Consider the following 24,404-nt stretch of genomic DNA (forward strand, 5'->3'; position numbering starts at 1 on the left):
CCTGTAAGCTTTCTCTAATTTTTCCTCATGCGGATGCGTTCCGCAATGATGACCAGAAATAAGGTGACGATTAACATCAAGGTAGACAAGGCATTAATCTCGGGGCTGACTCCGAATTTGACCATCGAGAAGATCTTCAAGGGCAGAGTCGAGCTGGATGGACCAGCGACGAAAAAGCTGATAATCACATCATCAATCGATAGGGTAAAGGCTAGGAGCGCACTCGCCAGAATACCGGGGGCGATGATGGGCACCGTGACTTTGACGAAGGTCTCCCAAGGAGTCGCGCCGAGATCCATCGCGGCTTCCTCGATGCTTCGGTCAAATCCAGCCAGGCGAGCGCGTACGACGACCACGACGAATGGGATGGAAAAGGTGATGTGGGCGGCGATCAGGGTGAAATAGCCAAGCGGAATCTCAAATTGGGAGAACAGGGCCAGTAAAGAGATGCCCATGACGATCTCCGGAATGACGATCGGCAGGTAGAGCATAGCATCCAGCGCTGTCTTACCGCGAAATTGATACCGATACATCCCGACGGCAGCGAGAGTGCCAATCATGGTGGCCGCAATGGTGCTGATTAGTGCCACGACCAGTGACGTCTTCATCGCCTCAAGAACCTCGGAGTTCTGCATCAGCTTCAGGTACCAGTCAAAGGTAAAGCCTGTCCAGACCGCATTGAGCTTGGATTGATTAAAGGAGTAAAGGATCAGGATGGCGATAGGCATATACAGGAACAGATAGATCAGGGACGCGTAGAGAAAGGAAAGCTTGCTTCCCAGTGAGAAGCGCATTTACACCAGCTCCTTTCCCTGTTTGTCTTTGGTAATCATGATGTACACCGCGATAAACACCAGCGTCAGGACCATGAGGATGATCGAGCTGGCTGATCCAAAGGGCCAATCCCGGGCAGTCAGGAACTGGTTTTTGATGTGGTTGCCGATCAGAATGGTCTTGCTTCCGCCCATCAGATCCGGGATGAAAAACAGGCCGAGTGACGGGATGAAGACCAGCAGGGAACCAGCCAATATACCTGGGGTCGTGAGCGGCAGTGTTACACGCCCAAAGGTTTGCCAGGGCTTGGCTCCCAAATCCTTGGATGCTTCCAGGAGTGATCGATCCAGCTTTTCGATGGAAGCGTACAGAGGCAGCACCATGAACGGGAGCATGGTATAGACAAGGCCGATCAGGACGGCAGTTTCGTTGTACAACAGAGAGAGCGGTTGCTCAATCAGTCCGAGCTGCAAGAGAAAGGTATTGATGACGCCTTCTGTCCGTAAAAGCACGATCCAGGCATACGTTCGAATCAGAGAGTTGGTCCAAAAGGGTACGATGATGAGGAGCATCAGGAGGTTGCGGTATTGCATGGGAGAGCGAGCGATGATGTAGGCGAAGGGATATCCCAGCACGAGACAGCAAATCGTCGTAAAAAAGGCAAGAACACACGATATCCAGATGATCTTGAAGTAGAGGGGGTCAAAGAAGCGCGTATAATTTTCCAGCGTCAGAGGGAATTCGATACCCCCAAAGGAGCTCCGTGTAAAAAAACTGACGGCAAAAACAAGGACCATCGGCAATAGGAACAGCAGAACCATCCAGAGAAATACAGGCCCAATCGTCCAGGCTCTACCGTAGTCGATATGGCGTTTAAGCTTTGGTTTAGCCGGGGACTCGGGTGATGGAGCACTTTCGATAACCGGAGGGTTCATCGCGTGACCACCACCCCGTGGCTGGGCTGCCAGTGAACAAACAATTCATCTCCTACGGCTGCCGGCAGGAGCTGGTCCGTCTTTTCCAGCGCGATGAACTGTTGACCGTTACGTAGGGTGACGACAGTGCGGGTAGAACCTCCACAGTAGATCCGCTCTGTCAATCTGCCGCTGAGCGAGACGACCTCTGCATCGTGGGCAGGTTCCAGAGAAAGCACCGATTTTTCCGGTCTGATGGCGACCGTGACCGATTCATTTTCCGTGACGGCTGCTGATGGTGCCTTTACCTGCATCCCTTCGCATTCGATCAGCATATGCTGATGGTCACGAGACCGAACTTTTCCGTTCAGCAGGTTGGTCTCGCCGATAAACTCTGCTACAAAGCGCGTAGAAGGGCGCTCGTAGATTTCAGCAGGGGTCCCCACCTGTTCTAAAAAGCCCTGGTTCATGACGCCGATCCGGTCCGACATCGTCAAAGCTTCCTCCTGGTCATGGGTAACGAAGACAAAGGTGATGCCGAGCTGCTTCTGCAGATGCTTCAGCTCTACCTGCATTTGTTTGCGCAGCTTTTGGTCGAGAGCGCCGAGCGGTTCATCGAGCAAGAGAACCTTCGGATTATTGACGAGGGCACGTGCGATAGCGATGCGCTGACGCTGCCCGCCGCTGAGCTGATCGGGCTTGCGCCGGGCGTAGTCTTCGAGCTGGACCAGCTTCAAGGCATCCTTTACGCGCCTCTCGATTTCTTGTTTTGGAACTTTCTTCACACGCAGTCCAAATGCGACGTTGTCATAAGCATTGAGATGAGGAAAAAGGGCATAGCTTTGAAAGACCGTATTGACGTCACGCTGATAGGCGGCAAGGTTATGAACGTACTGACCGTCCAGCATGATTTCGCCAGAGGTGGGGTGCTCAAAACCGGCGATCATCCGCAGGGTGGTCGTTTTCCCACACCCGCTTGGTCCCAGCAGAGTGAGAAATTCCCCTTTCTCAATATCGAGGGACAGATCTTGGACTACGGTCTGAGTACCAAATTGCTTCACCAGGTGCTGCAGCTTTACCATGAGACCACTCATGAGAATCCTCCCTTACCTATGTCTGAAAATTAAGACTAGCAAGAATAATGCCAACGTGAGCAAAGGTTTTTCCAACCGGAAAAGCGCGCAAACCAGTCAATCCAGCCATTCTCCATTTCTTGAAAACTAGAAAACTTTCTCATCATTGAGAAGTTTATGCCCTTCCAGCTTGCGATACAGAGTAGCGAGTCCGATCTCTAGCTTTTCGGCGATATGCTTTTTGGCTTCCAGAGATTGACCGTGCTGTTCCAGCAGGGAGGAGAGGATTTGTCGTTCGTGACGTCGGATTCGTTCTTTAAGCGGGAGCTCGCTTTCTCCTGGAGTGGCGATCGCACTGATGCTTTGGTGCTGTCTGATGCGTGCAGGGATGCTTTCCAGACCGATGTAGGGAGAGGTTTCCATATTGACGGCGTATTCTACGGCGTTTTCCAGCTCGCGAACATTGCCTGGCCAGTGGTAGTGGCGCAGCACAGCTTTGACCTCTGGTGTGAAATCGAGGACGGGATGATTGAAGAGCTGTCTGTACTTGGCCAAAAAGTAATCCAGTAAAAGCGGGATGTCATCTGAGCGCTCTCGCAGTGGCGGCATATGCAACGGAATGACGTTGAGACGGAAGTACAGATCTTCTCGAAACTCCTTGTCACTCACCATCTCCTCCAGGTTTTTGTTGGTCGCCGAGATCACACGGATGTCCACGGGACGCAGCTTGTTGGAGCCGACACGCTCTACCTGCTTGGATTGCAGGACATGCAGCAGCTTGACCTGCAGATGGAGGGGCAGGTCGCCAATCTCATCGAGGAAAATCGTACCGCCGTCAGCCAGCTCGAATTTGCCGGCTTTGCCCTCGCGCTTGGCCCCGGTGAAGGCTCCGGCATCGTAGCCGAACAGCTCACTTTCCAATAAGGCTTCCGGAATTGCACCGCAGTTCACGATGATGAATGGACCCGTGCGGCGCGAGCTGGAGGAGTGGATCGCAGCAGCCAGCATCCCTTTGCCAGTGCCGCTTTCACCCGTGATTAAGATGTTGGAAGTACCCCTCGCTACCTGTTCGGCTTGCTTGATGACGAGTGAGAGAGCGCGGCTCTTACCTTGCATTTCCGAAAAATAGAGGTTTTTATGTTCATTGGTCAGTACGTAAGCCAGACGGCGCATGTCTACCATCCTGCGAAAAGAGGCGACGACGCCGGCGACACGGCTGTTGACCCGGATGGGGCGGGCGGTGACGATGAAATGCATGTCGTGATTTTCAAGTGAATAGATTTCTTCCTGCTCGATGTAGCCGATTCCGCTGGACAGAACCTGCAGCATAGGGGAATGCTGCCAAATGGCATGCAAGGGGGTGCCGATCAGCTCGTGTTTTTGCTTCTGGATGAGCTGTTCTGCTGTCATGTTGCAGGTTGTGATGATGCCGTTTTCGTCAATGGCCAGTATGCCTTCGGGGATGGATTCGATGAGCGTCTCCAGCTGAACAAACGTCTTTTTCCATTGATTCCACGCTTCTTGTTCGGCGATTTTGCTCGTCAAAAGCTCGGTCATGCGCTGGAGGAAAGTGAGGTAGGCCAATCGGTTGTGGATCAGTCGGTGTCGCTGGGATTCATTGAAGGCGATGAGTCCGATGACTCCAATCACCTGTCCCTTGTACTGGATCGGGGAGCACAGCTCGGCCAGCTCTTGGGTGATTCCTTGCAGCACGGAGGGATCATAGTGAGGATCGTTCCTGGCATCCTCGATAAAATAGGGCTGATTGGTCGTGATGACTCTGCCGTACAGGTACCCGGCTTCGATCTGCCCGTCTTCTTCTTTGCTGTTGATCCGTTTTTCGTAGTATCCTGTGCCTGCGATGATCGTCATCTGATCGTCTACGATCTCGGTCTCAATCTGCAAAGCGGCAGAAATCGCCTCTGCTACTTGTTGCGTGATTTCCTGAAAGTCGCGTAATAAACTCAAGGCTATACCCTCCTACAAATGGAAAAAGTGGCACAGGCATACTTGCAAGAAAAAGCAGGGAAGCAGCAGCTGACTTTTCAGTTGTGAGAATATTTAAAAAATAACACACTTGACAAGTGAATGGAAGTAGGGAAAGAGTTAGGAGAAAGATAGTGGGGAAACGCGACTAGCCTTTATACGTGAAAAGGAGAAAAAAATGAGAGAAGAGTTGATTGGTGGAGCCATTCTCGCAGGTGGGAAGAGCAGCCGAATGGGACGTCCCAAAGATTTGCTGCCTTGGAGGGGAGGCTCCATGATCTCCGAGCTTGCAAGAGAAGTGACAGCGTGTCAACTGTCTTGCCTCATCGTTTCCAATCATCCTGAACAGCTGCCAGCAGATATCACGCATTATCGTGGTGTGACGATTGTTCCGGATGCAGTTCCTTCAGCTGGCCCCGTCAGCGGTCTGGTCACTGCTTTTCGAAGAACGACGGAAGAGGTGCTGCTCGTCCTCTCCTGCGATCTTCCCTTTATGGACCGAGAACAGATTCATAGACTGCTCGATTATGCGAAGGGTGTGCAGGATTGGGATGTCATTGCGGTGCAGGAGCAAGGAAGGCTTCATCCTCTTGTGGCCTTGTATCATCGCAGGACACAGCTGTTCTGGGAGGATGCCCTGCGGCAAAAGCAGCTGCGGCTGATGAGTACCTTGGCTGAGCTGCGTGTGCATGAAACGCCTGCTGGCCTGCTTGATCCATGGGCTGTCTTCAATGCCAACACGCCTGAGGAATACCAGATGGCCATCGAGGAAGAGAGGAAAAGAAAAGCGGGACCGCGATAAGCAGTCCCGCTTGCCCGTATGAGCTAGGCGTCCAGCAGGATGCGCTGGGCGTTCGTGTAGACATTCATCTTGTCATTGCGAATAAAGCCTACAGCCGTGATGTTCAACTCTTCTGCCAATTGCAGGGCGAGCTCAGTAGGGGCTGACTTCGAAAGGATGATGGAAGCGCCGATCTTGGCCGCTTTCAGCAATACCTCGGAGGAAATGCGCCCGCTGAAGACGAGAATTTTGTCCTCAGTCGAGATGCCTTTTCGCAGACATTCTCCATAAATTTTATCCAGCGCATTGTGGCGTCCGATGTCTGAATATTGCAGGACGACACCATCCGGTGTACAGAGTGCTGCGTTGTGTACGCCTCCTGTCTGGCGGTGAATCCCGGAGGAGGATTGCAAATCCTTCATCAGGCTCATGCATTGCACAGGTGTGACTGTGATGCCTTCCTCTACAGCCTTGGCTGTGCGGGCGTCGCTGAAAAAGTAGAAGGACTGTCTGCTCTTGCCGCAGCAGGAGGTGATGCGGCGTTTGGAATAAAAGCTTTGCGACAGGATGGTTTCCTGATGCAGGTCCACGTAGGCAAAGCCTTGCCCCTCGTCGATCGTGAGCTGCTTGATCTCAGCGTACTGCTTAATGGCACCCTCGGCAGCCAAAAAGCCAATGACCATTTCTTCCAAATCTGCCGGCGTGCAGACGATCGTGGCAAATTCCTCGTCGTTCAAAAAAATAGTGAGAGGGTACTCCGTAACAATTTCGTCCTCTTCCCAACCGTGCTGGTCAGTTGAAATTTTGAGGACAGATCTGCGGATCGTTTTGGTCAGGTCTGACATGTTTACCTCCCTGAAGCTAGAGTGAAATGGAATGCAAGCGGTTTTGATTATATACCAACTTATTTTTTTCGAGAATATATTGTCGAGTGAACGCTTACATGGTAGTATACTATTTGAGGTTTGGGTTGTCACAATACTTTCATGATTATTACATGTATTGGACACAAATTGACGCGGGATAGCGACCCTGTCGCCGGTTCTTTTGTGCCAATCTGAAATGAATAGTAAACACTTGCTTGTTGATGCTGATGTAGCGTTCCTGCTGATGATTAACTGCTGTGTTTCATCCATTGGCTGTATCCATGTCTTTTGACATACAGCCAATGGATGAACCCGGCAGTTTTTCTTTTTTTCAAGAGATGCTCTAGGGCACTCTTAGAACTTATACCAAGGAGATGAATTTTATGGAGCAAAAGGTGAAAAACCGTTGGCTGATTGCGTTGGCCGCGGTCGGGATTCACATTTCCATCGGTTCGGTGTACGCCTGGAGCGTATTTACCAAACCAATCCAGCAGCAATTTGGCTGGGATTTGGCTGAAATTCAGCTGGCATTCAGTATCGCTATTCTCTTTCTAGGATTGTCAGCGGCGTTTCTAGGCCACTACGTAGAAAAACACGGTCCGCGCAAAGCGGGTATTCTGGCTTCGCTCTTTTTTGGAGCCGGGATCGTAGGTTCTGGCTTGGCCATCAACCTTGGAAGTCTGCCGCTTTTGTACGTTTTCTACGGTGTACTTGGCGGAATTGGTCTCGGGGTTGGCTACATCACTCCTGTATCTACACTGGTAAAATGGTTCCCTGACCGCCGCGGTTTGGCTACAGGTCTTGCAATCATGGGCTTTGGCTTTGCATCGATGGTAGCCAGCCCGATCATGAACTTCTTGATTAATAGCGTAGGTATTGCCAATACGTTCTTTATCCTGGGTATCATCTATTTTGTCGTCATGATTTCGTCTGCTCAATATCTGGCTCCGCCTCCAAAAGGCTGGGTACCAGCCGGCTTCTCTGCAGATGCAGCAGAAGGTAAAAAGCAGATCAAGAAGGACTTGTGCCAATTGACTGCCAATGAAGCGGTCAAAACACGCCGTTTTTACTTGCTGTGGCTGATGCTCTTTATCAACGTGACTTGTGGAATTGCGGTAATCTCTGTCGCGTCTCCGATGGCGCAAGAAATGGTTGGCATGTCTGTCGCAACAGCAGCGCTGATGGTTGGACTGAACGGACTTTTCAACGGTGGAGGACGCATTGGTTGGGCCTCTCTCTCCGATTACATTGGACGTCCGAATACGTATACGGCATTTTTCCTGATCCAGGCTGTTTTGTTCTTCCTGTTGCCAAATATGACGAACCCGATCCTGTTCATGGTGGCAATGTTCATCATCATGACCTGTTACGGTGGAGGCTTTGCTTCAATCCCGGCATACATTGGTGATTTGTTCGGTACCAAGCAGCTCGGAGCCATTCATGGATACATTCTGACTGCATGGGCTGCAGCTGGTCTTGCTGGTCCGATTTTTGCAGCGTGGGTTCGCAACACCACCCAGAGCTATACCGGAACGATGACAGTATTCGCAGCGATGTTCGTCGTTGCACTGGTAATCTCTCTGGTCATCCGAATTGACCTTAAAAAACTGCAAGAAGAAGCCAAACGGAAAGAAAACTCAGTTGAACTCGCAAGTTGATCAATGGTAAAGTCATAATAAGAATGAAGAAGTAAAGGTGACTTGCCACGATGAATAAATACGAAGCGGAATTTAGCAATCTGGTCAGAGCGTACCGAAAGCGTCATATGGGAAAGGGACCTAGCAAGATCAACACCACGTTTTGCAAGAACTGGGCGATTTGCGAAATGGAGGGCAATCTCTCTCCGGTGGAAAAGTTTATTGCTACCTGGGAAGACGGAAAGCAGACCTTGCGTGCGGCACGGACCGAGATGGTCAAGGAAATGTACCGCAACAACCAACCATTAGACATGGAGGAGTTCCTGGGGGCAAAATTCGTCGAATTATTCCTCGATATTGACATTGAACGTGATTTCGGGATGTCCATTTTCGTTTTTGATCGGGACATTGAAAAGAAGTTCAAGAACGAACCCTGAGTCTAGACGAAGCAGCGGCCCTGTTCACCGGTTAGATAACGGGCTTCGCAAAACACAGACACGACGTTGAGACTAGGTAGCGAACCTGCCGTAGACAACCACCGTGAACACGCTCTTATCCTGGGGGAGGGGGACGGTTTCATGGTGGTTTTTTCTAGTTCAGCGTGAAAGAAAAGGTGGAGTAGGCAAATCTAGCGCGAGGAGCGTATGAGCTATGGGAAAAACGAAACATGAGGGTCCGATCAAGCTGGATACTTCTTGGCAGCCGAGCCTGTGGGCGTCATTGATGCCGATGGGACTCGGCAAGATCAAACCCCATCACATTCGCGATACGATGAAGGTCGTGTACGAAAATCGAGATAATCTCGGCTACGCGTACCGGATTTTGACCCAAGGTGTTTGCGACGGATGCGCTCTCGGAGTATCCGGTCTGTACGATCAGACTCTGACAGGCCCCCATTTGTGTACGACGCGGCTCAATGTGCTGCGCCTCAACACGATGCCGGCTATTGAGCCCAAGTGGTTTGAGGACGTCAGTGCCTTGCAAAAAATGTCCAGCGTTGAGCTGCGACAATTGGGCCGTATTCCGTATCCGATGTCGCGCAAACCGGGAGAAAACAAATTCAGTCGGATCAGCTGGAATGAGGCACTGGATCGGATCGCCAAAAAAATCAAGGGCATTAGCCCCAAACAGCTCGCATTCTTTCTGACATCGCGTGGAATCACGAACGAAGTGTATTACACCGCAGCCAAAATGGCTCGTTTTCTCGGCACCAACAACATCGATAACGCCTCTCGCATTTGCCACTCGCCGAGCAAGACTGCGCTGAAACGATCACTGGGCATAGGCGCCTCCAGCTGCAACTACCAGGACTGGATCGGCACGGATGTGCTCGTCTTCTGGGGCTCTGTGCCTGCCAACAATCAGCCGGTTTCCACCAAATACATGTACGCAGCCAAGAAAGCCGGAACCAAGATCATTTTGATCAACCCTTACAAAGAGCCTGCGATGGAAAAGTACTGGATTCCGTCTGTAGCGGACAGTGCGCTGTTTGGAACCAAAATCGTCGATGATTTTTATCAGGTGAACATCGGCGGGGATATCGCCTTTATGAACGGAGTCATGAAGCATTGGTTTGAAATGGAGGAAGCTCAGCCCGGATCTGCGATTGATCATGCATTTGTGAAGCAGCATGCCAATGGGATGGCGGAGTTGAAAAAGCATGTCATGATTCAGGAGTGGGAGAAGCTCGAAGCGTCATCAGGGCTCACGCGCGAACGGATGAAAGAATTTGCCGTGCTGCTGGCAAAGGCCAAATCTGGTGTGTTCGTCTGGAGCATGGGTTTGACCCAGCATCGATTTGGAACGGACAATATTTCGCAAGTGGCGAATCTGGCGGTCCTGCGCGGGTACCTGGGCAGAAAGAATTGCGGTGTGATGCCGATTCGCGGACACTCAGGGGTTCAGGGCTCTGGTGAAATGGGAGCTGACCCATTCAGCCTGCCAGGCGGTGATTTTGAAGAAAAAAGCTGGACGAGAATAGAAAAGCTGTGGGGCTTTCAGATTCCCAAATGGCAGGGGGATATCGTCGGGATTAGTATTGAAAACGCTCTCTTGCCTGAAGGACATGAACGCAAAACCAGGGTGTTTTATACCAGTGGCGGCAACTTTTTGGAGACGATGCCAAACCCGGATTTTATGAAGAAATGTCTGGAGAGTGTGGAGCTTCGGGTGCATCAGGATATTATTCTCAATACCTCCACGCTGGTTGATGCCAAGGAAGAGGTGATTATCCTGCCGGCGATGACTCGCTACGAGCAACCGGGAGGAGGAACCTCCACCAGTACAGAGCGAATGGTCTACTTCAGCGCAGAAATCGAAGGCCCACGCATTGAGGAGGCACGGGCGGAGTGGCAAATCTACGTAGATTTGGCTGCACGCGTCAATCCTGAGAAAAAGCATTTGATGCACTTTTCTTCGGCGCAAGAGATTCGTGATGAGATTGCGAAGGCAAATCCAAACTACGATGGAATACAGCATTTGAAGAACAGGGGAGACGTCTTCCAATGGGGCGGTGCCTGGCTGTGTGAAGACGGCGTGTGTCCTACAGCCGATGGGCGAGCCAATTTGCTTGCGATTGAGGTGCCTGATCTGACGAAGCCTGAAGGGCATTTCTATGTCACGACGCGTCGAGGCAAGCAGTTCAACTCGATGGTGTACAGCAGTACCGATCCGTTCAACAATGCAGATCGCTACGATGTTCTGATCCACCCGGACGATGCCAAGGAATTGCGGATTGCCGAGGGTGAAAATGTCGTCGTGTACAACAGGCATGGCACGTTCCAGGGGCGAGCCAAATACGAAGCAACCAAGCGTGGGAATATCCAGGTCTACTGGCCGGAGGGGAACGTATTGATCCCAAAGGGCGTATACGAGATGTACGCAGGTATTCCGGAGTACAACACGGCAGTCAAAGTCGAGAAGGCTGATTCGTTTAACGCGAACAAGGATCTTAATTATGTAGAAAAACGGATAGAAGATCTCGATGTGAGCGTGGGCTGATTACGGATGAATAGGCGACCTGGTGAGAAGACAGAAGGAGGAACAGAAATGCGTTTTTCGCGACAAATGAAGACGGTGGAGGAAGCGTTGCAAGCGCTATTGGATAAGCTGACAACGCTGGATGAGGAGCAGGTACAGATCAAAGAGGCGTATGGAAGGATCTTGGCTCATGACATCGTTGCCACTTGCGATATGCCGCCCTTTGACCGCTCGCCACTGGACGGATTTGCCGTGAGAGCCGCGGACACTGTTCATGCTACAGTAGAACAACCGGTTCGTCTGCGAGTCGTGGAGACAGTCGCTGCGGGAAAGGTACCGATAATCCCTCTAGAAGCGGGATGTGCCACACGAATTATGACAGGAGCGATGATGCCTGCTGGCGCTGACGCGGTCATTATGTTTGAGCAAACCGAAAATCCGGGTGAGATCTCGGAGGTCGTAGGCGTCAAACGGGTGATGCGAGCTGGTGAAAACATTTCCCGGCGCGGTGAAGAAATCGCGATGGGATCGGTGGTGGCCAAAGCAGGGGAGCGGATCAATGCGGGAACATTGGCGATTTTGGCGACGTTTGGCTATACGCAGGTCAGTGTCATCCGCAAGCCTCGTGTGGGACTACTTTCTACAGGAATCGAGCTGGTCGGAATCGAGGAACCACTCACACCGGGTAAAATCCGCAACAGCAATACGACCATGCTGTCTGCGCTGATCGCGGAGGCGGGGGGAATCCCCGTACAATATCCGGTACTGCCGGACGATTTGGCAGGGGCAAAAGAAAAGCTGACAGCTTATATCCAAGAGGTCGATATGCTGGTGAGCAGTGGCGGTGTATCGGTAGGCGATTATGACGTTATCGCTTCCCTGGTCGATGACCCTGACGTAGAGCTTTTGTTCAACCGAATCGCCATGCGCCCGGGAAGCCCGACGACGAGCCTCTTGTTATCAGGCAAACCCGTACTTGCCTTATCGGGAAATCCGGGAGCTTGCTTCGTCGGCTTTGAGCTGTTTGCCCGTCCTGCTTTGCAGCGTCAAGGTGGCCAACCGATTGTATCACATCGCTCGATCAAGGCTAAGCTGGGGATTTCCTATGAAAAACCTTGTCCTTATCCGCGTTACCTGAGAGGCAGATTAGCCACAAAAGACGGACTTTTACTGGCTCAGCCTGATTTCAATGACAAGGCAGGGAATTTGGGGACGCTCAAAAACAGCGAGTGTCTGATCGTCATACCCGCTGGCGGCAAAGGCAAGCAGGCCGGAGAGCTGGTGGAAGTGATCGTCCACGCTGCACCGAGCTGGCGAGAAGAGGTGTAGGCGGTGTCAAATTACAACCAACCTATAGTCATGCAGCTGGTAGGGTACTCCAACAGCGGAAAGACGACCCTTTTAACCAAGCTCATTCCGCTGTTGGAACAAAAGGGATTGCGTGTTGGGGTCATCAAGCATGACGGAGGACACGATTTTGAGATCGACCAGCCTGGCAAGGATACCTGGCGCTATCGGGAGGCAGGTGCATCCCTGGTCGCGATCACCTCGCAGACCAAGACAGCCATGATCGAGCAACGTCCTCTTCCGCTGGCTGTTTTGATCGAACGGATGGGGCAGGCGGGAGCCGATTTGGTTCTGGTGGAAGGCTTCAAGCAAGAAGCGTATCCCAAGCTGGTTCTTATACGGAAGAACGAGGATCAAGAGCTTGTGAGAAGGCTAACCCATGTGGAGGGAATTGTCTGTTGGCAGGATGGGCGGTACGGGGATTTCCCGCATTTTTCGATCGATGATGCAAGCGAGATTGCGAGCTTTCTATTTAATAAAAGAAACAAGTAACGAAAAAGCAGTTCCGACTAGGGGGATATTCCTTATCGAACTGTTTTTTTGTTTGCAGGAAGCTTGCAAGCAGCAGATTAACCTTTGAAAAAAATCGGTTAACTTTCGGTAGTTTCGGATATTCCTTCGATTCCTTATACTCATTCAGATAGTGACTTTTTAGGGTGAGGATGTGGAAGAATTGAAACAGTTCGAAACTGGAGCCCCATGCCCCTGCCTTTTCAACCAAATGCCGTCTATTCTTTTAAGCTCGAGAATGGGGCGATTGCAGGAGAAGTTTCATGCTATCACGTACAATCCAGACCTAGACAAGATCGTTGCTGTTGGAGAAAAAGGCTGGCGTGCGTACGGCAGTAATCCAGAAGATATGTCTGGCGTTAGCTGGTATTTGGATCAGAGTGTTCGTTACATGGGTATTACCTATGGGAAGAATTCCTTCATCACAGTAGGGGAAAGGGGTGCCCTGTACACTTCTCCAGACGGCTGTAGTGAACGGTGCTGCTGCGACGAGCGGCACAGCCCGAGAAGTACAGCTGAACGTAGGGGCGAATTCGATCCCGGTCATCGTCACAGCGCAAGACGGTACGACCAAAACGTATACCATTACGATTACGTGAGGTAACCGCACAGGATGGGACGGTACAAACCTATACGATTAAAGTCCAAGGATTGCTGGAGCAAACAGCTGTCTTTGAAATCGAACGTGGCCGTACCATCGACAAGCTGGATCAAAAGCAACTTGACCAGTTTTTGGCCCTGGTCCAAAACATGCAGCAAAAGCTGGGGGATTCTGCAGAACTGATCCAGCTTCAAAAACGAATTGTATTCACCATTACGGAAAAATCAAATATGCCCTTTTCTTTTGAAAGTGCAAGTTTCCACCGTATGCTCTTGTGCTTTACACAAGGTCGTTTGTTATAATGAAGAAACTTCGGTACTGGTAAAGGAGCTGCTGCATGCTATTTACTTTATTTGCCTGGATTGGTGCCATTGTTGCAGTCCTTTTTCTTGGACTGATCGGATTTTTTCTATATGGCTACTGGTTTCACATGTCGCAATTGCCTAAAGCGACTTTCCGAGAGCTGGATCACAAGCCTAGACCGTCTGAATGGCGAGAGGATGAAGTGACATTTACCTGGATCGGCCATTCGACGATTCTTCTTCATCTGTATGGTGTGAAAATCATAACGGATCCCGTATTGAGTGAGGGATTGGGAGTACGCGTACCGGGCCTTGGACGCATTGGGCCAAAAAGGTTTACACCTCCTGCATTAACGCGTGAGGAGATAGGCAACATTGACCTGATCTTGCTTTCGCATGCACATATGGACCACATCGATTTGCCGACTCTGAGGCAGCTGGCTGATCCGAAGACGTATGTCATTACAGCGAAGAACACCAGCAGGCTGATCAAACGAATGAAATTTGGCAATATAGAGGAAATGGAGCCTGGTCACCGCGTACAAACCTCACAAGGTCTAACGATTACGGCGATTCCGGTCCGACATTGGGGCAATCGCTACCCTTGGAATACAAATTACGGCTATCAAGGCTATTTGATTGAAAAGAACGGGGTAAGCATTCTATACCCAGGAGATACAGCCTATCTCTCCATGAGAGATCTCCCTCAAAAGCATGGCAGTATTGATCTCGTCTTTATGCCGATCGGCGCTTACAAGCCTGATTCCTATCAGCAGGCACATTGTACACCGGAGCAGGCATGGCAGATGTTTTTGGAGAGTGGCGGACGGTGGATGGTGCCGATTCACTGGGATACGTTTGTGTTGTCCAGAGAACCGGTGGAAGAGCCGATTCAACGGCTGCTGGCTGCTGCAGATACACAACAAGGCAGAATTCTGACGAAAGAAATAGGGGACACTGTGATCCTGCCCTTAGTTGAATAGGCGAATGAAAGGACTCCTGAATGCCATGCATCGGGGGTCATTTTTTCAGTACCCAAAAAAACCGCCATTAACAACGCTTCTCGATGCAGGTTCATCTGCACAAACATTTCGCATACTAGACAGGCAGGATTACGTAGATTTGTAAAGAAATTATTTTATCGTGTAGGAAAGTTTAAAGGAAAGAATGTGGATCTGAGGTGAAGGAAATGGAAAATCAATTGCCGCAACGATGGGATTTGGATGTGATCTTTCCAGGAGGAAGTGAATCAGAGGAGTTTGCCTCCTTTCTTCGTTTGCTGGAAACAGATATCGCTGCTCTACAGGCACAGGTAGCACAAGCAGATCTCCATTTGGAGAACAAAGAGACATTCCTGCATGTCGTTTCGCTGGTGCAGAGTTTGGCTGTTCGGATTAAGCAGGCTGGTGCATTCATCTCTTGCCTGACCGCGCAAAATGTGAAAGACGAATCAGCCAAACAATTGAATGGTCGAGTGAAAACCATTTCGGCCTCGTATTCTGCAGCTCTTAGCAGTTGGGAGCTGCATTTGCTTGCCATAGACGAAGAGAACTGGAGTGCTTTGCTGACTGAAGAAGAACTCCAGCCAATCGCTTTTTCTCTCCAGGAACGGCGCCGCAGAGCAAAGGAAAAACTGCCCGCAGAGCAGGAGGTACTCGCCAGTGACCTAGCTGTTGACGGCTATCACGCTTGGGGAGATCTGTACAACACGATCGTTGGACGTATCAGCATCGAAGTAGAGCTGGATGGCGAGACGAAGCACTTGTCAGTCGGCCAAGCGGCCAATCTGATGTCGCATCCGGATCGCAAAGTACGCGAGCATGTATTTGCCAAATGGCAGGAAGCCTGGGGCAAGGAAACAGAGCTGTGTGCAATGGCGCTCAACCACCTCGGCGGTTTTCGTCTGGCGCTCTATCGCCATCGTGGCTGGGATTCCATCCTGCGCGAGCCGCTGGAGATTGGCCGCATGCAGGAGAAGACCTTGGATGCGATGTGGCAGGCGATCAACAATCGCAAAGATAAGCTAGTCGCTTATCTGAATCGTAAAGCAAAGCTGCTTGGAGTAGAAAAGCTGGGCTGGGCGGATGTAGGCGCTCCGGTAGGTTCTCAAACCAAAAAGGTTTCGTATGACGAAGCGGCAGCCATGATCGTGGAGCACTTCGGGCGCTTTAATCCGAATATGGCCCAATTCGCCCAAAGAGCTTTTGATGAGGCGTGGATTGAGGCAGAGGATCGCCCTGGGAAAAGACCGGGCGGATTTTGCACCAGTTTTCCGGTCAGCCAGCAATCCCGCATTTTCATGACGTATGCAGGGAATGCCAGCAATGTATCGACGCTTGCTCATGAGCTGGGACATGCTTACCACCAGCAGGTAATGTGGCATCTGCCAGCGCTCACGCAAAACTACGCAATGAATGTGGCTGAGACGGCATCGACGTTTGCTGAGATGATTCTGGCCGATGCAGCGGTAAAAAATGCAGCCAGTGACGAAGAAAGACTGGTGCTTTTGGAAGATAAGCTGCAATCCGTGATCGCCTTCTTCATGAACATTCAAGCGCGTTTCCTGTTCGAGAAAAACTTCTATGAGAAGCGAAAACAGGGCCTGGTGCGTGCAGCCGAACTGGATCAGCTGATGCTGGATGCGCAAAAGGAAGCATACGACGATGCACTGGCTGATTACGAGCCGCATTTCTGGGCTTCCAAGCTGCATTTCTACATTACCGGGTATCCGTTCTACAACTTCCCGTATACGTTTGGCTATCTGTTCAGCATGAGTGTCTATGCGCGTGCATTGCAGGAAGGTGAGAGCTTCGCGGCCAAGTACGACGCTCTGCTGCAGGATACAGGACGGATGCGGGTTGAGGACTTGGCACAAAAGCATATGGGCGAAGACATGACGACTGTGGAATTCTGGCAGTCAGCGGTGGACCTGGCGGTAGCCGATATCGATGAATTCTTGAGCCTGACTGAAGAAAAATAACGAATGAGGATAGAATTTCTGGAGCCTGCGGCATGTGCTGTCAGGCTCTTTTTCTTTTTTTCTATACAGAATGAGATGAGATGTGATAAACTGGAAAAAAATAATTGTTCGATGGTGATCGAATGGATAAAATGTATTCTATAAAAATCGAATGGTCTGCCGCGTATGAATGTGTGATCAGTCTGTATGCTTTCATTTATGAAAAGGAACGTAAGAATCTGCCGATGGGGCTGGGCTGGAAGGAAGAAACTGCACGAATGCTGCCCCCGGATTTTGCCCAAGAACTGGCGGACGAACGCTGGGAGGTGCTCCATCGGATCGTTCTGTTAGTCGCTCAGTCCCCAGCCAAAGCGGGAGTAGAGGATTTTCTCGATTGGCTGGAACGCATTCCGCCTGGAGAGATTTACGAGCGCTTGGCACCTTGGGTCGAGACGATTCCCTTGAATCTCGGGGAGATTCGCGACCGCAGTTTGTCTTTGCTTCGGCGCTGGAATGAACATTACTTCTCCAAGCTGGAGCCTCGTATTTTGGGCAATCTGGAGAGGAGTGCCAGAGAGCTGGCGCATTTGGCCAATAAGATGGAGCCGATAGCGTTGATCGATCATGCGACGAAGGGAATCTGGATTGAACCGACAGAGGAATTGCAGCATGTCGTATTGGTTCCGCAATATCACTCTGCCCAATCCTCCGTCCTCGACTTCTACCGCGGTTTGGCTACCTGTCTGTATCCGGTAGCAGACGCAGCGCGGGAGCATGCAGATCCCCTCATGGAGCTGCTACCGATAACCCAATGTCTTGCGGATGAAAAACGACTGCACATTTTACGGTGTCTGGCAGAACGGCCCTGCACATTGGGGGATTTGCAAAAGCAGGTTTCGCTTGCAAAAAGCACGGTGCATCATCATGTATCGGCATTGCGACGTTCAGGTCTTATTCGTGCGCATTATACAGGCAATATGAATGCCTCGTATTACAGCCTGCGAGAATCATTCGTGGAACAGTTGCCGCAACTTCTGCGCACCTTCCTCGCCATTGGAGGAAACACCAGATGAACAAAATAAAAGAAGCATGGCAGGCTTATCATCCCGTTGTCCATCTATTGATGGGGGGAACCGTTTTTGTCATGCTAACTCAAATGATGAGCATGCCCTTTCTGGCGATTTATTTGAGTGAATCGACGACTCTTGGTCCTGCTATGATTGGCGTCATTGCTGGTGCGGGGCCGTTGGCAGGAACGTTTGGCGGCTTTTTGGGAGGCGTTCTATCCGATTTGTTCGGCAGACGGAAGCTGATGATTCTGTCGATGCTGGCGATGGCTGTTTCGTTTATGGCCTTTGTACTGGTCTCTCATCCGATGGCATTGCTGCTGATCAGTCTCTTGAAAGGCTTGGCAGGCTCCTTCTTCAGTACAGTTTCCAAAGCGATGATGGGAGATTTGACACCAGAGGATAAGCGATTTCGCGTTTTTTCCAATCGGTATATGGCGATCAACCTGGGGGTTACCATCGGTCCGGTAGTGGGAGCTTTTTTGGGGATTGCAGGAAGCGGTCTTACCTTTTGGTTGACTGGATTCTCCTATATTGTCTTTGCCGTTGCATTGAGCGTGGCATGTCGCAAGTACGGGGTGGGTGACGAAGAAACAGCCCAGACCTCGGTCGAGGCGGAGGAGAAGCCAGGGCTCAAACAGATGTGGCAGGTTCTCAGTCGAGATACTGCGTTGCTCGCTTTCGTCATCGGCGGTATTTTGCTGGTGACCGTACACGGCCAGATGTCAGTTACTTTATCCCAGTATTTGCGCAGCGATATCGCAGAGGGTGTGGCCTTGTTTGGGGTGATGATGAGTGTCAACGGGCTGACGGTCTTGCTGCTGCAGATTCCGATGACGCGTTTTGTGGAGCGCTATACGCTTTTCTCACGCATCGTAGTGGGGGCAGTGCTGATGGCAGCAGGCGAGGTGGGCTTTGCATTTTCATCAGGATGGAGTGGATTCGTGACCGCGATGGTCGTGTTTACGCTGGGTGAGATCCTGATTCTTCCTGCCGAGTATGCCCAGATTGACCAGATCACTCCTCCGAGGATGCGCGGTACGTATTATGGAGCGCAGAGCATCAGTGAATTAGGCAGCTTTCTCGGACCGTGGGTAGGCGGGATGATCCTGTTTGCGTACGGAGGGCCGACCATGTTTTTGTTCATGGCTTTTCTGGCCGTGTTTAGTCTGATCTTTTACTGGATTGGTAAAAATGTGCATCTCAAACGGCAAAAGCTGCAAAGCCAACAGATGGATCGTGCGGGATAGTCCAGCCCTATAGAAAGAGGGGAGTACAGCGTGAGTTTTCGCTGTTGCTCCCCTTTTTGAATAATTGATTAGTGATTCCAGACGTAGCTGTCAGGAGATATGTCCAGAAGAAACGGGCTGATCTCCCCGATGTAGAACAGATGCAACTCGTGCATGGCCCGCGTGCAGGCTGTGTAAAACAGCTTTCGCTCCCGCTCATGCTGGTATTGTGCGCGAGACGCATCATAGATGACGACGGCGTCAAATTCTACTCCTTTGGCCAGGTAGGAGGGGATGATCAGAACGCCTGTATCAAACGAAATCGTATGACTGCTGATCAAGCGGAGCGTAATGAGCTCGTGCAGTTGCTGATAGGCTTTTTCAGCTTCAGCCGCTGTCTTGGTAATAATGGCGATGGTCTGATGACCGTTCTTTTGCATTTCCAGGATGCGTGAGTGAATCATGTCTATTCGCGCTGCTTCATGGGCAGCCGAGGTAATACTTGGCACAAGGCCGTCTCGATGGAAGGGCTCAATCTGTTCTCCACCAGCGATCAGCTGTCTGGTAAACAAGACGATTGGCCGCGTAGATCGATAGCTTTTGGTCAGCAAAAACATCTCGGTCTGTTCAGGCTCGTAGAGGGAGGATACGCCCTCAAAGCTGCTGCTGTCGTAGGCATGCGCGTAAATAGCCTGATTCCAGTCTCCCAGTACGGTCATCTTGGCCCGCGGGAAGAGGCGCTGAATCAGAGCAAATTGGAACGGTGAGTAATCCTGAGCTTCATCGATAAAGACATGGCGAACGAGGGTGTTTGTTTGGAAGCCTTCCAGCCGCTCCTTTAAGTAAAGAAACGCTGGGATATCCTCGTAAGCTAACTGTTTATGGTCGAGCCGCTCTAAAGTATGAGCGCAGATGGTAGTCCAGTCTTCAGGGCAATCCGCAGCGGGCAAAAAGGACGAGAGGAGCTCAGGCTGGCTGAACAGCTGACGATAGACAGCCTGTGAGTCGATAAAACCGAGCTCTTGGATCTCGGCGCGAAGTGGTTTAAACAGGCGAGTCACGATTCGTGCTGCCAGCAGATCACGTTCACGGTCGAAATCGTCGAAGGAGTCGTCGCGATATTGATTTTTTCGGCGCAAGGACTGGTAGGCTTTGACGAAATCCTCTTTGTCCAAAAGCTCCAGTTCATCATCCACCCAAGGCTTGTTACGTTCTGTGCGTTCGAGCCTTTTCAATTCCGCAAGCAGCCATCTGGCGACTAGGCTCATCCGATTAGGGATCGGAAGTGATGGATCCAGCGAGTAGAAATAGTCGTGGATTTGGTCCGACGGGATCAGCGTACGGTCGAGAAAGGTAAGGTCGTGAAAGTGCAGCCCGGATCGCTTGAGGCTTTCGGCATAATGATCGATGACCTGCATGAATAGCGCTGAAGACTTGAAGCGGATGCCTTCCAGCCTCGCGTTGTACTCAGGCTCCTGCATGGAACACAGGACGTATTCCATCTGCTCCAGCGGATGCTCCAAATCAAAATAAGCGCCCAGCCGATGCTCGGTATATTCCTGAAAGGTGGTTTGCTGCATGTTTTCCTCGCCTAACTCCGGGAGGACGGTAGAGACATAGCTGTTAAAAAGAGAGTTGGGCGAAAACAGGACAACCTGCTCCGCCTGAAGGGTTTTGCGATAGCGGTACAGCAGGTAAGCGATGCGCTGCATGGCTGCGGAGGTTTTGCCGCTGCCAGCTGCACCGGAGACGATGACTAGCTTGCTTTTTTCATTGCGGATGATCTGGTTCTGGTCTTTCTGGATCGTGGCGACGATACTTTTCATCTGGGTGTCAGCTTGTTTGCCCAGGACCTCCTGCAGCAGCTCATCCCCAATCGTCACACTTGTATCAAAGAGGTGGAGTAATTGGCCATCGCGGATCATGTATTGGCGTTTGCACGTGATTTCCCCCGCAATGGAGCCGCTTGGTGTCTCGTACTGGGCGGGTCCTGGCGGATAATCGTAGTACAGACTGGAGATCGGCGCACGCCAGTCGTAAATGAGAAAGTGCTCATCCTTTTCATCCAATAAGGAGGCAATTCCCAAATAGATGGATTCAGCCGAGTCTTCGCCTGCCTCTACGAAATCGATTCGCCCAAAGTAAGGGGTTTGCACGAGGCGTTTCATCGTCTTCAACTGCTTCAGGGCATGTCGGTGGGAGCGCTCCCGCTCGGAAAGAACCTCTGCTTGCTGTTTGATGCTGGCATAGGTTTCCGCTGCTTCTGTCACGTCTTCGAAGTTGACTGTCACATCATCCCAGAAGTGTTTGCGGATGCCGACAATGTCCGTGCTCACCTCGCTCACTTGCTGGGCCAGTGCGTCTATTCGATTGTTGATCACTGCTATGACCTGTGAAACGCGCTCCACTTCTTCGCGCTTGTCTTGGTCAGTCACGCTCATTGTACCGCTCCTTTTTGTATCTGATTTGTTGCTGCTGGGTCGTTGACAACTGAGTGTGAATGTGATATGATGAAATAAGTAAAGTGAGATAATTAAATACTCGTTTTTAATCATAAACACCAATTACCATCTTAACATAGGATAATTGGCTTTTCAACGTGGTTGTGTAAATTTGATAAAAACATGATGGAGTGCTAGATGCACTCCTTTTTTGATTTCGAAACGGATCAAGCTCAACCGAATACAGGCTGCTCCCACCAACCGATCGCGAACACCATTTCAGCAGATTCTCGTTCAGTCTGAGCGGGAACATGCACCATCATCGCAGTGCCGGGTGATAGAATCCAATGCCCGTTTTTCTCGGCACCAATCGTCGTCATCGGAGGGAGAATTCGCGTAGAAGCTATCGAACCGTTGGAGGGCCGGGCGGAATCAGCGGAAGAGAAGAGGAGTTGTCCGTGTGGAGCAGGGCAAGGAGAAAGCTGTACAAAACCCGGAGTAATCTGGTTAGAGGCTTTTGCACCGACTACGGAACGAGCAGGGCCGAACCAGATATTCATTTCCACCGCTTGGGCAGAAAAGTTGCTGACGTACCAGTCATTCACGTAGAGCTGCACGCCGGAGCGAAGCGGATTGACCAAAGCTCCAAAGCCCTGGGCGCCTTCGCTGATATCGATTTTTTCTGTCTGGCCCAAAAAATATCTGCAATGTGAAGACATGGACATGGCATAGGGAATCATCACTTGATTCGGCGTCTGTTCAGGAGCGGATGGTGTAGGAAAGGGGTAATACCCCATCTGCATGTACATATCTGGCATTCCGAAATAATAGGAGGGTTGCGAGTAGGAGGACTTTGCCATATGTTTCTCTCCTTCAGTGGGGTAATAACTCTACAGCATATGGCAAATGTCCTGTCGTTGTGAATGAGGAAGAGGTATTCTTAAGGTTCTGGGGCAAACACGTCTACTCCAAATTGCAGCAATATGCCGACCGCTTCCCGGACGGGCATGCGAGGTAGTCCGAATTCCTCAGAAACAACTGCTTCCAACTCATCTATGCTGCTCAAGAGCGTTTTTTGTTCGTCGCCTTCTTCGTTCATGATATACAGAGAGTTATTCAACAAGGAGATGCCGCGTTTGCGCTCCAATTGGAAGAGCTGGATGCGAAGACAGCCCATGAATGTGGCCGTTGGCTGGTATGTACGTTCAATCGATTCGGATAAATCGTGCAATTCTCTCGCTTCACTGGGGTCAAAATTCCACTTTTCGCTCACCAGTTCTCCGCGCCTCATGCGCTTGAAGCGGAAGCGGTTTGGCTGCACGGCATCCGGAACGATCCGCACAGAGTCGATCCCAAAGCGGGATGCTTTCTGTTCAGAATCAGTGAGGAATCTGACCGGTTCAAAGATTGGAGCGGCGGCGCCCATATCGACGTAGACAGGCTCATCATGGTCCAGCAGCCCTCTCACGAGAATAGCCGTATGCGTGTCGGACAAAGGAACGAGATGTCCCTGATAGCCCAAGGCACGCAGCAGGGCCAAGAGAGATCCGTTGTTGGCGAAGCATGTGCCGCCGTAGTCATAGCGAATGGCATTGGCGATGTATTCTTCGGGCGAGGGGACGAGCTTTCGGTTCGTTCCTTGCGAGAAGTGCAGCTTGCTCACATTTTCGTAGGGGAAAATTTGCATGTGTGCGCGGGAAAGCTCACTGAGAAACGAAAGATCGGGTGATTTTTGCTCCAGTCGCAAGCGCTGCAGGTAGGATAGCGCCCAATCAGGCAAACGGTGCATAAGAATCCTCCTCAAAAATAAAAACGCCCGTATGCAGAAGTTGTTATCTGAGATGGGCGTTTATCCGTGTGTATCTAAATTTTTTAAGAAACTGCCCTCCAGGCATGAATAGCCAGCAGTGCCCAGCCGATGAGGAACAGGACGCCTCCGATTGGGGTAATTGCACCCAATACTTTGATTCCTGTCATCGCCAACGTGTAAAGACTGCCCGAAAAAATCAAGGTTCCGACGAAAAAGCTCCAGCCTGCCCAGGTGAGACCCGTAGAATCAGGGTACCATTTGATCAGCAGGGCAACGAGGATCAGGGCCAATGCGTGAGTTGTCTGGTAGGTAACACCCGTATGAAAAATCCCCAGTGAATATTCGTCCAATTTTTCTTTTAACGCGTGAGCACCGAATGCCCCCAGCGCCACCGATAAAAATCCGCTGATACTGCCAAGCATCAGAAACAGCTTCATGAAGTGGTCCACTCCTTTTTGGGTAAAGCAGATGGTCGCATCCGCTAGTAATCCTCTTTCATTGTACCCCATGTGGACGGTTCATGCCCAATTGCAAATTCATGAACTGTGTAAGCGGACAATCGTACAAACCTCTCTCATCGCCAGGCATATAATGAAGCAATACAGTGGGTTACCAAGCCTCCACTGTACCAGGAGGTGAACTGGATATGAGTAAATGGCTTTCTCTGAATAGCGGAATATTATTTACTGAATTTTCAGAAAAAATATGGGATTAAATGAGAAATTCATCAACCGTCAACGTACACTCATATGTCTGTATACCTCCTGTCTGTTTGTTACTATAGCAAAAAAAATTCTTGTGATGTGAATCAATTTCATAAATCTGAGCCCTACGGGCTCAAGGTTTTTTGAGCATAGAAAAAGGAGTACCTCCCCAAATCTCTAATAAGTTAAGTACGACCAAAACTTATGAGAACTGGAGGTGACTCCCAATGTCCATTATAAGACAAGGAAGCCTGTTTGATATACAAGAATTATTCGATTTAGAACCTCCCCAACGATTTGGAGCGATTTTTTCCACCCTTGACATCGATCCGATTCTTTGTGTTATCTCCAAAAAGTCGATCTATGGAGCTCCTACTGAGTTGAATTATGCTGCTATGCTGTATTCTTTGGTCGCTCGAATCGT

The 24,404-nt window shown here is 50.6% G+C and carries 21 protein-coding genes and 1 pseudogene; 13 read left to right on the top strand and 9 right to left on the bottom strand.

Features of this window, described 5'->3' with window-relative positions; translation table 11 throughout:
* Positions 1-14 precede the first annotated feature (14 nt).
* The 4 genes from EDM52_RS19250 to EDM52_RS19265 form a co-directional block, all read right to left on the bottom strand.
* Entirely contained in the window at positions 15-794 is a 780-nt protein-coding gene (locus EDM52_RS19250; RefSeq protein ID WP_122910568.1) for an ABC transporter permease, read from the bottom strand.
* A complete protein-coding gene (gene potB, locus EDM52_RS19255) occupies positions 795-1,709 on the bottom strand; it encodes a spermidine/putrescine ABC transporter permease PotB (RefSeq protein ID WP_122910569.1) in 915 nt (304 codons plus the stop codon).
* On the bottom strand, positions 1,706-2,782 hold the full coding sequence (locus tag EDM52_RS19260) for an ABC transporter ATP-binding protein (RefSeq protein WP_122910570.1): 1,077 nt from the start codon (positions 2,780-2,782) through the stop codon (positions 1,706-1,708). The genes potB and EDM52_RS19260 overlap by 4 nt, the downstream gene beginning before the upstream one ends.
* A gap of 126 nt (positions 2,783-2,908) precedes the next feature.
* Positions 2,909-4,729 carry a sigma-54-dependent Fis family transcriptional regulator gene (locus EDM52_RS19265; RefSeq protein WP_122910571.1) on the bottom strand — a complete coding sequence of 607 codons (1,821 nt, stop codon included), beginning with the start codon at positions 4,727-4,729 and terminating at the stop codon, positions 2,909-2,911.
* Between the two features lie 196 nt (positions 4,730-4,925).
* Between EDM52_RS19265 and mobA the strand changes: the two genes are divergently transcribed.
* Positions 4,926-5,549, top strand: a complete 624-nt coding sequence (gene mobA, locus EDM52_RS19270; protein WP_122910572.1) for a molybdenum cofactor guanylyltransferase — start codon at positions 4,926-4,928, stop codon at positions 5,547-5,549.
* A 23-nt stretch (positions 5,550-5,572) separates the two neighbouring features.
* Here mobA and fdhD read toward each other — a convergent pair whose 3' ends face one another.
* Positions 5,573-6,373, bottom strand: a complete 801-nt coding sequence (gene fdhD, locus EDM52_RS19275; RefSeq protein ID WP_122910573.1) for a formate dehydrogenase accessory sulfurtransferase FdhD — start codon at positions 6,371-6,373, stop codon at positions 5,573-5,575.
* A 404-nt stretch (positions 6,374-6,777) separates the two neighbouring features.
* Here fdhD and EDM52_RS19280 point away from each other — a divergent pair, with 404 nt between their 5' ends.
* The 11 genes from EDM52_RS19280 (at position 6,778) to EDM52_RS19330 (ending at position 19,046) form a co-directional block, all read left to right on the top strand.
* The gene (locus EDM52_RS19280) at positions 6,778-8,052 is read left to right on the top strand and encodes an L-lactate MFS transporter (RefSeq protein WP_122910574.1); all 1,275 of its coding nucleotides are present in this window, start codon (positions 6,778-6,780) and stop codon (positions 8,050-8,052) included.
* A 50-nt stretch (positions 8,053-8,102) separates the two neighbouring features.
* Positions 8,103-8,468 (top strand): Na-translocating system protein MpsC family protein, encoded by a 366-nt coding sequence (locus tag EDM52_RS19285; RefSeq protein WP_122910575.1) that lies wholly within the window; start codon positions 8,103-8,105, stop codon positions 8,466-8,468.
* Positions 8,469-8,682: 214 nt separating this feature from the next.
* Positions 8,683-11,031 carry an FdhF/YdeP family oxidoreductase gene (locus tag EDM52_RS19290; RefSeq protein ID WP_122910576.1) on the top strand — a complete coding sequence of 783 codons (2,349 nt, stop codon included), beginning with the start codon at positions 8,683-8,685 and terminating at the stop codon, positions 11,029-11,031.
* Positions 11,032-11,079: 48 nt separating this feature from the next.
* Entirely contained in the window at positions 11,080-12,339 is a 1,260-nt protein-coding gene (locus EDM52_RS19295; protein ID WP_122910577.1) for a molybdopterin molybdotransferase MoeA, read from the top strand.
* Positions 12,340-12,369: 30 nt separating this feature from the next.
* Complete coding sequence (gene mobB / locus EDM52_RS19300) at positions 12,370-12,849, top strand: molybdopterin-guanine dinucleotide biosynthesis protein B (protein WP_122910594.1); 480 nt, start codon at positions 12,370-12,372, stop codon at positions 12,847-12,849.
* A gap of 458 nt (positions 12,850-13,307) precedes the next feature.
* The gene (locus EDM52_RS19305) at positions 13,308-13,466 is read left to right on the top strand and encodes a cadherin-like beta sandwich domain-containing protein (protein ID WP_122910578.1); all 159 of its coding nucleotides are present in this window, start codon (positions 13,308-13,310) and stop codon (positions 13,464-13,466) included.
* Positions 13,467-13,518: 52 nt separating this feature from the next.
* Positions 13,519-13,770, top strand: coding sequence for a hypothetical protein (locus EDM52_RS19310; protein WP_122910579.1), 252 nt, complete (start codon positions 13,519-13,521; stop codon positions 13,768-13,770).
* Between the two features lie 35 nt (positions 13,771-13,805).
* A complete protein-coding gene (locus EDM52_RS19315) occupies positions 13,806-14,753 on the top strand; it encodes an MBL fold metallo-hydrolase (protein WP_122910580.1) in 948 nt (315 codons plus the stop codon).
* Between the two features lie 206 nt (positions 14,754-14,959).
* Positions 14,960-16,750: a M3 family oligoendopeptidase gene (locus EDM52_RS19320; protein ID WP_122910581.1), complete on the top strand. Its 1,791-nt coding sequence runs from the start codon at positions 14,960-14,962 to the stop codon at positions 16,748-16,750.
* 122 nt (positions 16,751-16,872) lie between these two features.
* On the top strand, positions 16,873-17,802 hold the full coding sequence (locus tag EDM52_RS19325; RefSeq protein ID WP_122910595.1) for an ArsR/SmtB family transcription factor: 930 nt from the start codon (positions 16,873-16,875) through the stop codon (positions 17,800-17,802).
* On the top strand, positions 17,799-19,046 hold the full coding sequence (locus EDM52_RS19330) for an MDR family MFS transporter (RefSeq protein ID WP_122910582.1): 1,248 nt from the start codon (positions 17,799-17,801) through the stop codon (positions 19,044-19,046). Before EDM52_RS19325 ends, EDM52_RS19330 begins: the two co-directional genes overlap by 4 nt.
* A 68-nt stretch (positions 19,047-19,114) precedes the next feature.
* Here EDM52_RS19330 and helD read toward each other — a convergent pair whose 3' ends face one another.
* The 4 genes from helD to EDM52_RS19350 all read right to left on the bottom strand — a co-directional run bounded on the left by helD (position 19,115) and on the right by EDM52_RS19350 (position 23,713).
* On the bottom strand, positions 19,115-21,466 hold the full coding sequence (gene helD, locus EDM52_RS19335; RefSeq protein WP_122910583.1) for an RNA polymerase recycling motor HelD: 2,352 nt from the start codon (positions 21,464-21,466) through the stop codon (positions 19,115-19,117).
* A gap of 233 nt (positions 21,467-21,699) precedes the next feature.
* Positions 21,700-22,326: a DUF6143 family protein gene (locus EDM52_RS19340; RefSeq protein ID WP_122910584.1), complete on the bottom strand. Its 627-nt coding sequence runs from the start codon at positions 22,324-22,326 to the stop codon at positions 21,700-21,702.
* 80 nt (positions 22,327-22,406) lie between these two features.
* Positions 22,407-23,255, bottom strand: coding sequence for an arylamine N-acetyltransferase (locus EDM52_RS19345; protein WP_122910585.1), 849 nt, complete (start codon positions 23,253-23,255; stop codon positions 22,407-22,409).
* A gap of 83 nt (positions 23,256-23,338) precedes the next feature.
* Positions 23,339-23,713: a DUF423 domain-containing protein gene (locus tag EDM52_RS19350; protein WP_122910586.1), complete on the bottom strand. Its 375-nt coding sequence runs from the start codon at positions 23,711-23,713 to the stop codon at positions 23,339-23,341.
* Between the two features lie 494 nt (positions 23,714-24,207).
* Here EDM52_RS19350 and EDM52_RS24980 point away from each other — a divergent pair.
* Positions 24,208-24,404: pseudogene (locus EDM52_RS24980) on the top strand (IS5/IS1182 family transposase); the annotation flags it as partial.

This window comes from Brevibacillus invocatus (genome assembly GCF_003710915.1).
GTDB classification, from domain to species: Bacteria; Bacillota; Bacilli; order Brevibacillales; family Brevibacillaceae; genus Brevibacillus; species Brevibacillus invocatus.